The following is an 8234-nucleotide window of genomic DNA, read 5'->3' as shown; positions in this document are numbered from 1 at the left end:
GCCGGGGAAGGGGGACGGCCCTTCCCCGGCACGGACGGCCAATGGCTCGCTCGGCAGCCCGCCGACAACCCGCGGCGGCCGGCCGCGGCCCGTTTCGTCCTTCTCAGTCCGCCGAAACCGTCCATCCCAGTGCCTCGATGCCCGCGGCATCGCCGGACCGGCTCTCATCGAAGACCGTCCGGTTGCCGTCCTCGACCCGGACTGCGTCCACGTACACCCCGCGTCCGACGTACAACTGATCCGTGGCGTACCGCCACCGAAGCCGCACCTCCTTGCCGCGCCATGCGGCCAGGTCCGCGTCGAGACGGTGCCAGACCCGGCCGGACCAGCCGGAGAGCGAGCCCGTCGGATGCGGTTCGGACTCCGGGTGGTGCTGATCGGCCATCGGTACGGTGGTGAACGGCACCGGCTGCCAGGTCGCCCCGGTGTCCGCCGACGCCTCCAGGAAGAGGAAATCGGACCCGGGCTCGGTGTCCCACCAGAGGGCTGAGCTCAGCCGGGTCCGCGATGACGCGAGACGCAGCGCGGGCAGCGTGAGCGTTGCGCTGGTGGCGCTCGCCAGTCCCGAGAACCACGCCGTACGTCCCCGGGCGGGACGGACCGCGACGGCGCGCGCCATCTGGTTGGCGGTGGCGACGCGCGGCGCGCTGCCGGAGCGCCAGCTGCGCACCGGGTGCACCGAGTTTCCGAGGACGATGAGGAACGAGTCGGTTGTGGGGTCCAGGACCAGACTGGTGCCGGTGAAGCCGGTGTGGCCTGCGGTACGAGGGGTTGCCATCGCCCCCATGTACCAGTGCTGGTAGAGCTCGAAGCCGAGTCCGTGCGCATCGCCGGGGAAAGAGGTGTTGAAGTCCGTGAACAGCAGGTCCACCGATTCCGCGGAGAGAATCCTCGCGCGGCCGTAGACGCCGCCGTTGAGCAGCGTGCGGGCGAGGATCGCGAGGTCCCAGGCGCAGGAGAAGACTCCGGCATGGCCCGCCACGCCGTCCAGGCCGTACGCGTTCTCGTCGTGCACCTCGCCCCAGACCAGTCCGCGGTCGAGGCCGGACCAGGGGAGCCGGGCATCCTCGGTTGCGGCGATCTTCGGCTTCCAGGAGGCCGGTGGGTTGTACCGGGTGCGGTGCATACCGAGCGGAGCAGTGATCTGCTCACGGAGCAGGACATCCTGCGTGCGGCCGGTGATCTTCTCCAGCACCAGTTGCAGCGAGATCAGATTGAGGTCGGAGTAGAGGTAGACCGTGCCGGGCGGGTTGGCAGGCGCCTCGTTCCAGAGCAGCTCCAGCTTTCCCTCCCGCGTCGGTGCCTTGTACAGCGGAATCCAGGCACGGAAGCCCGACGTATGCGTGAGGAGCTGACGGATCGTGATGTCCTGCTTGCCGTGACCGGCGAAATCGGGCAGATACGAGGCAACCTTCGACTCCAGCTCCAGCGTTCCGCGCTCGATCTGCTGCACGGCCAGTATCGAGGTGAACAGCTTCGACACCGAAGCCAGGTCGAAGACCGTGTCCTCGGCCATGGCGATCTGCTGGTCGGGCGGGAACTCCACCCCGGTGTCGGTCTTCTCGTCGTACGCCGCGTAGCGCACGGCCTTCCCGATCGGGTGGTGCAGCGCCACCGTGCCGCCCCGCCCGGCGAGCAGCACCGCACCGGCGTACCAAGGGTGTTTGGGGGAGTCGGAGAGGAACTTCTCCGCGTCGACGACCAATTGATCCAAAGGCCCCTGCAACAACCCGGCACGGGCGGCGGATCCGCGCCGCAGCGTCGGCCGTGCCTGCCTGGATGCCGCGCTCGTCCCGGTCCCTGCGTGCATACCCGACGACCCCGCCCCCGACTCCATGGCCGACGCCCGTTCCGCGAACGGAATCGGCGCCAGGGCGAGTGCTCCGCCCAGGGCCAGCATCCCACCGCCCAGCCTGCGTCGGCTGATCCCTCTGCCGGCCGCGTCCTCGGTCATCCGGAACCCCTTCCTGCTGCGCGAAAGTAACTTTCGAAATTTAGTCCGACGATGAAACTTCCTGCCGCCGCAGAGATTACTGTCGCCACTGCCGCCGCGGAGGCCCCCGGCGCGACAAAGAATCTGACACTGCATCAGAGAATCTCTTCCCTCGGATGTCAGGCTGCGGCATCCTGCGCCCCATGGAGACGGAGCTGAGCAAGAAACTGGGAGTCGAGCACGCCATCTTCGGCTTCACGCCGTTCCCCGCGGTGGCCGCGGCCATCACCAGGGCCGGCGGATTCGGCGTACTCGGCGCGGTCCGCTACACCGCCCCCGGCGACCTCGCACGTGACCTCGACTGGATGCAGGAGCACACCGACGGCAAGCCGTACGGTCTCGACGTCGTCATGCCCGCGAAGAAGGTGGAGGGAGTGACCGAGGCCGACATCGAGGCGATGATTCCGGCCGGACACCGCCAGTTCGTCCAGGACACCCTGGCCAAGCACGGCGTACCGCAACTCGCCGAGGGTGAGGCGTCCGGCTGGCGCATCACCGGGTGGATGGAGGAAGTCGCCCGCAATCAGCTCGACGTTGCCTTCGACCACCCCATCAGACTTCTCGCCAACGCCCTCGGGTCGCCGCCCGCCGACGTCGTCCAACGCGCCCATGACCAGGACGTTCTCGTCGCAGCGCTCGCCGGAAGTGCCAGACACGCCCGCCACCACGCGGACGCGGGCATCGACATAGTCGTCGCCCAGGGGTACGAGGCGGGCGGCCACACCGGCGAGATCGCCTCCATGGTCCTGGTCCCGGACGTGGTCGACGCCGTGGGACCGCTCCCTGTCCTCGCCGCCGGCGGCATCGGCAGCGGAGAGCAGATCGCCGCCGGACTCGCCCTCGGCGCCCAGGGTGTCTGGCTCGGCTCACTCTGGCTGACCACACAAGAGGCCGACCTCCACTCCCGCGCGCTGACCCGCAAACTCCTTGCCGCGGGCTCCGGCGACACCGTCCGCTCCCGCGCGCTCACCGGCAAACCCGCACGCCAGCTCCGTACCGAATGGACCGACGCCTGGGACGACCCGTCGGGCCCCGGCACGCTGCCCATGCCGCTCCAGGGGCTGCTGGTCGCCGAAGCCGTCTCCCGTATCCAGAAGTACGAGACCGGTGCGCTGCTCGGCACCCCGGTCGGCCAGATCGTCGGCCGGATGAACAGCGAACGCAGTGTGCAGGCCGTCTTCGACGACCTGACCCGCGGCTTCGAGCGGGCAGTCGACCGGATCAACCGCATCGCCGGACGGAGCGCCTCATGAATCTGCCGCCCAACGGCTTCTGGGCCCAGGCCGCCGCCGATCCCGGCCGTACGGTCCTCATCGCACCCGACGGCGAGAGGTGGACCGCGGGCCGGCTGCACGCCGCAGCCAACCGCCTCGTCCACGGACTGCGCGCGGCCGGGCTCCGAACGGGCGACGCCTTCGCGGTCGTCCTGCCCAACGGTGTCGAGTTCTTCACCGCCTACCTCGCCGCCTGCCAGGCGGGCTTCTATCTCGTCCCCGTCAACCACCACTTCGTCGGTCCCGAGATCGCCTGGATCGTCTCCGACTCGGGTGCCAAGGTGCTCATCGCCCACGAGCGGTTCGCCCAGACGGCGACCGGGGCCGCAGACGAGGCGAAGCTCCCGGCAAGCCACCGCTATGCCGTGGGAACGGTCGACGGCTTCCGCCCGTACGCCGAACTGCTCGAAGGACAGCCCGACGCACCCCCCGAGGCCCGCACCCTCGGCTGGGTCATGAACTACACCTCGGGCACCACCGGCCGCCCGCGCGGCATTCGCCGTCCGCTCTCCGGCAAGCTCCCCGAGGAGAGCCACCTCGGCGGGTTCCTCGGCATCTTCGGCATCAAACCCTTCGACGACAACGTCCATCTGGTCTGCTCGCCGCTCTACCACACGGCCGTCCTCCAGTTCGCAGGCGCGTCCCTGCACATCGGGCACCCGCTGGTCCTGATGGACAAGTGGACGCCCGAGGAGATGCTGCGGCTCATCGACACCCACCGCTGCACACACACGCACATGGTCCCGACCCAGTTCCACCGCCTCCTCGCCCTCCCCGACGAGGTGAAGCGGGGATACGACGTCACAGCCATGCGCCACGCCATCCACGGTGCGGCGCCCTGCCCCGACCACGTCAAACGCGCCATGATCGACTGGTGGGGGCGGTGCGTCGAGGAGTACTACGCGGCCAGCGAGGGCGGCGGCGCCTTCGCCACCGCGGAGGACTGGCTGAAGAAACCGGGCACGGTCGGCCGGGCCTGGCCGATCAGCGAACTCGCCGTCTTCGACGACGACGGCAACCGCCTGCCGCCCGGCGAACTCGGCACTGTCTACATGAAGATGAACACCGGCGGCTTCAGCTACCACAAGGACGAGACCAAGACGAACAAGAACCGCATCGGCGACTTCTTCACCGTCGGCGACCTGGGCATCCTCGACGAGGACGGCTGGCTCTTCCTCCGCGACCGCAAGATCGACATGATCATCTCCGGTGGTGTCAACATCTACCCCGCCGAGATCGAGGGCGCCCTCCTCAGCCACCCCGCGGTCGCCGACGTGGCCGTCTTCGGCATCCCGCATCCCGACTGGGGCGAGGAGGTCAAGGCGGTCGTCGAACCGGCCGGGACACACGAGGCGGGGGACACGCTGGCCGCCGAGATCCTGCGCCACTGCGAACACCATCTGGCCGGGTACAAGCGCCCCAGGAGTATCGACTTCATTGAGGAGATGCCCCGCGATCCCAACGGCAAGCTGTACAAGAGGCGGCTGCGTGACCCGTACTGGGAAGGGCACCAGCGAGCGTTGTGAACCACTGCCCGCCCGGATACCGGGTCGTGCGCGGGGCCGCGCCATCGCGCCTGCCCGGCACCGACGGACGTCTGCCCGGGCACCCAACGACTTCACTCGGGCCAGGCCGGCGACACCGTTGCCCGAACCGGAGCACACCACGACGAAGGGCGCTCGTAGTGTCCGCGTGAATTTCTGATGGTCCGTCACCGACGGGCCCCACGGCGGGAACGGGAACGAAGCGGCGGCGACCGAAGGGACGAGGCGGCGCGTCCAACGGCTCAGAAGCGCTGTTTCCAGCAGGTGTCCCTGCGCTAACGTCGACGGCCGAACACAGCTTCACGGAAGGCGGGCCATGGAAGACGCGCTCAAACCGCTGGTGGGAACCGAGTTTCAAGTCGGCGGGGCAACGCTCCGTGGGCTTCGGCTGAGCGAACGCTGTGTCCGTCTCGAACAGCTGATCCGTCCCGGCCTGGTGCGCGGTCTCCTCCATCGAGGCGGTCTGCGCGCCGAAAACGTCCACGACGGCCCGATCCGCGGCGGGGACCCGGTGGGCCATGACAGCGACGTCACTGTCCGAGACCGATGAGACGACCGCCCCACACCGAGGAGCACCGCCCATGACCGACACTGGCACACCTCCGGGAAACGCCCGTTCCTCGGAGGCCCGGGCACACATACCCGCCGCAGGTCCCGCCGATCTGCGCGACGCAGTCCGAGAAGCCCTGGGAGCCGTGCACGCCCCACCCGCACCTCCCGGCACGCCGACAACGGCCGAGTGGCACCGCACCACCTCCGGAGACTGGGGGCTGACGGCGAACGGCCTGCGCGCCGAGGTCGGCGTGTCCTGGGACGGCCCGGAACTGCGCATCGTCGGCAGCGTCGAAACGGCCGGCTCGGCGGCGATCACTCGCCTGTTGGCGGACATCGCCCGAAGGCTGCCGGACGCTCCTCAGGACCGGCCCCGGCGCGCCGCGCCGACACCTCCTGCCGGGGCGGACGACGGCAACGCCCTGATTCCCTGCATTCCGCCCCCTGAGCCCGCGGCGTCGGCCGCGTACCGTCTCCCGTCCGAGCTCTGCGAGCACGCGGTCATCCGCTCCCCCGCCGCAGCCGCCCACCTCGCCCTGCATGTCATGCTCCGTGCCCCGGACATGCGCCCGAGCGCCGACCTCGCCGTTCTGACCGACAACGGCTGCGCCAAAGTGGGCAGCACCGCGGCCTGGTCGCAGCCGTGTCTTGTCGCAGACTCACTCGACCTCGGCCCGTCCGTCACGGCGGCGGAGCTCCTGGCCCGCCGGTACCGGGAGCACCGCCACCCCCACGAACGCCCCACGCCACCCAGCCCGGCGTTCGTGTTCGACTACTCGGGTCCGCCTGCGGTGCCGGACGGCTGGCTCCTACGGTCGTGGACCTACCTGGTCGCAGACGCGGTCCACTGCTCGCTGAGCGGCGCCGAAGGGCGTTACCGGCTGCGCGCCACGGCCCCACGAAACCTGGTGCGACAGCCCCGCCTCGACCTGCTCGTCGCCCTTTGGGCCGACACCCTGACCACTTTGGTCACCCATCAGGACCGCCCCCTGGGCAGCCTCCACATCCTCGGCTCCGCCGGGCCGTGGTCAGGCCCTGAACGGGTCCCTGCCGGTCGGCGGGCACCTTCTGGGTGAGCTTGAATTCACGAGCACCGGTGTCCGGTTGCTCTGTAGGCCTCAGCCGCAGACGCGTGCCCACCGGATACCGATCGGTGATCAACCGGGCGGCGGCGGACGACGCACTAGGCGGTTCTGCGAACAGGAACCGCCTCTCCAATGCCTGCCTGGGCGCCGGCCCGACCGACACCGTCGGCTACGGCGCCGCCTTCGGGCTGCTGCTCGTGCCTTGCGTCCTGGCCATGCTGCTCGCCACCCGCGCCCGCAACACGTGAACGAACTGCTTCTCCTCCGGACGGCTCCAACTCGGCCTCGGCGGCGCCCATATGGTGCTGGTCACGATCGGCCCCCGACCGCCCCACGGGCGGACAAAGGCCGATCACAGCCGGTCAGTGGTGCCGCCGCGTTCGCCACTCAGCCGGCACCCCAGCACCCCTGTCAACATCCCGACCGGTACCCGACCCCTTGACCACCGGGTTCCGGCCGCACAGGATCACGCCATGACAGGTGTACGGAGCAGCACAGTCGATGATGTCGTGGCCCGCAGCGCCCGGCGCACCCCCGCGAGCACTGCCCTGCGGTACGCGGAGAGGTCCTGGACCTACGCGGAACTCGACACGGCCGTCAGTACCGCCGCGGCGGTCCTCACCGGCGAGCACTGGCTGCACCCCGGCGACCGGGTCGCCTCCTACGCGCACAACTCCGACGCGTATCTGATCGGCTACCTCGCCTGTGCCCGTGCGGGCCTGGTCCACGTGCCGGTCAACCAGAACCTCACCGGCGACGACCTCATGTACATCCTCGAACAGTCCGGCAGCACCCTCGTCCTCACCGACCCGGACCTGGCCGACCGGATTCCGGCCGCGTTCTCCAGACGCGCGCTGCGCGACGCACCGGACTCCCTCCTGGACGCCACCGCCACCCCGCGCCCCTTCACTCCGGAGCGCGAACCGGCCGCGGAAGACCTCGTACAACTGCTCTACACCTCGGGCACCACCGCACTCCCCAAGGGCGCGATGATGACCCACGGCGCGCTCGTCCACGAGTACGTCAGCGCGATCACGGCGCTCAATCTGCGCGCCACCGACCGGCCGGTCCACTCACTGCCGCTCTACCACTCCGCGCAGATGCATGTGTTCCTGCTGCCCTACCTCGCGGTCGGCGCAGTGAACATCATCCTCGACGCACCCGATGTGAACCGGATCCTCGACCTCGTCGAGACGGGGCAGGCGGACAGCGTTTTCGCGCCGCCGACCGTCTGGATCGGCATCTCCCAGCACCCCGGCTTCACCACCCGCGAACTCGGCGCGCTGCGCAAGGCTTACTACGGCGCGTCGATCATGCCCGTACCCGTACTGGAACGGCTCCGCGACCGGCTGCCCGCGCTCGCCTTCTACAACTGCTTCGGACAGAGCGAGATCGGCCCGCTCGCCACCGTCCTCGGACCGGACGAGCACGAGGGCCGGATGGACTCCTGCGGCAGGCCCGTCCTCTTCGTCGAGGCCCGGGTCGTGGACGAGGACGGCAAGGAGGTCCCCGACGGCACGGCCGGTGAAGTGGTCTACCGCTCGCCCCAGTTGTGCGAGGGCTACTGGGACAAGCCCGAGGAGACCGCGGAGGCCTTCCGCGACGGCTGGTTCCACTCCGGCGACCTCGCCGTGCGTGACGCGGAGGGTTTCTTCACCGTCGTCGACCGGGTGAAGGACGTCATCAATTCCGGCGGTGTCCTCGTCGCCTCCCGCCAGGTCGAGGACGCCCTCTACACCCACCCCGCCGTTGCCGAGGCCGCGGTGGGGGGGGGGGGCGGCGGCCG

6 protein-coding genes are annotated in these 8234 nt (G+C 69.8%); 5 read left to right on the top strand and 1 reads right to left on the bottom strand.

Annotation, left to right across the window (positions count from 1 at the left end):
* Positions 1-103: 103 nt before the first annotated feature.
* Positions 104-1954, bottom strand: coding sequence for a serine hydrolase domain-containing protein (locus ABTZ94_RS34395; RefSeq protein ID WP_351206872.1), 1851 nt, complete (start codon positions 1952-1954; stop codon positions 104-106).
* A gap of 182 nt (positions 1955-2136) precedes the next feature.
* Here ABTZ94_RS34395 and ABTZ94_RS34390 point away from each other — a divergent pair, with 182 nt between their 5' ends.
* From ABTZ94_RS34390 to ABTZ94_RS34370, 5 genes are all read left to right on the top strand, one after another.
* Positions 2137-3246 (top strand): NAD(P)H-dependent flavin oxidoreductase, encoded by a 1110-nt coding sequence (locus ABTZ94_RS34390; RefSeq protein ID WP_351206870.1) that lies wholly within the window; start codon positions 2137-2139, stop codon positions 3244-3246.
* Complete coding sequence (locus ABTZ94_RS34385) at positions 3243-4793, top strand: acyl-CoA synthetase (protein WP_351206868.1); 1551 nt, start codon at positions 3243-3245, stop codon at positions 4791-4793. Before ABTZ94_RS34390 ends, ABTZ94_RS34385 begins: the two co-directional genes overlap by 4 nt.
* Positions 4794-5392: 599 nt before the next feature.
* Positions 5393-6439 (top strand): hypothetical protein, encoded by a 1047-nt coding sequence (locus tag ABTZ94_RS34380; protein WP_351206866.1) that lies wholly within the window; start codon positions 5393-5395, stop codon positions 6437-6439.
* A gap of 56 nt (positions 6440-6495) precedes the next feature.
* Positions 6496-6696: a hypothetical protein gene (locus ABTZ94_RS34375; protein ID WP_351206864.1), complete on the top strand. Its 201-nt coding sequence runs from the start codon at positions 6496-6498 to the stop codon at positions 6694-6696.
* Between the two features lie 225 nt (positions 6697-6921).
* A partial coding sequence (locus tag ABTZ94_RS34370) for an AMP-binding protein (RefSeq protein WP_351206862.1) occupies positions 6922-8234 on the top strand: 1313 nt, incomplete at its 3' end.

Origin of the sequence: Streptomyces sp. NPDC002785 (assembly GCF_040295565.1) — a bacterium.
Classification (GTDB): domain Bacteria; phylum Actinomycetota; class Actinomycetes; order Streptomycetales; family Streptomycetaceae; genus Streptomyces.
This window is presented reverse-complemented; position numbering and strand designations above follow the sequence as displayed.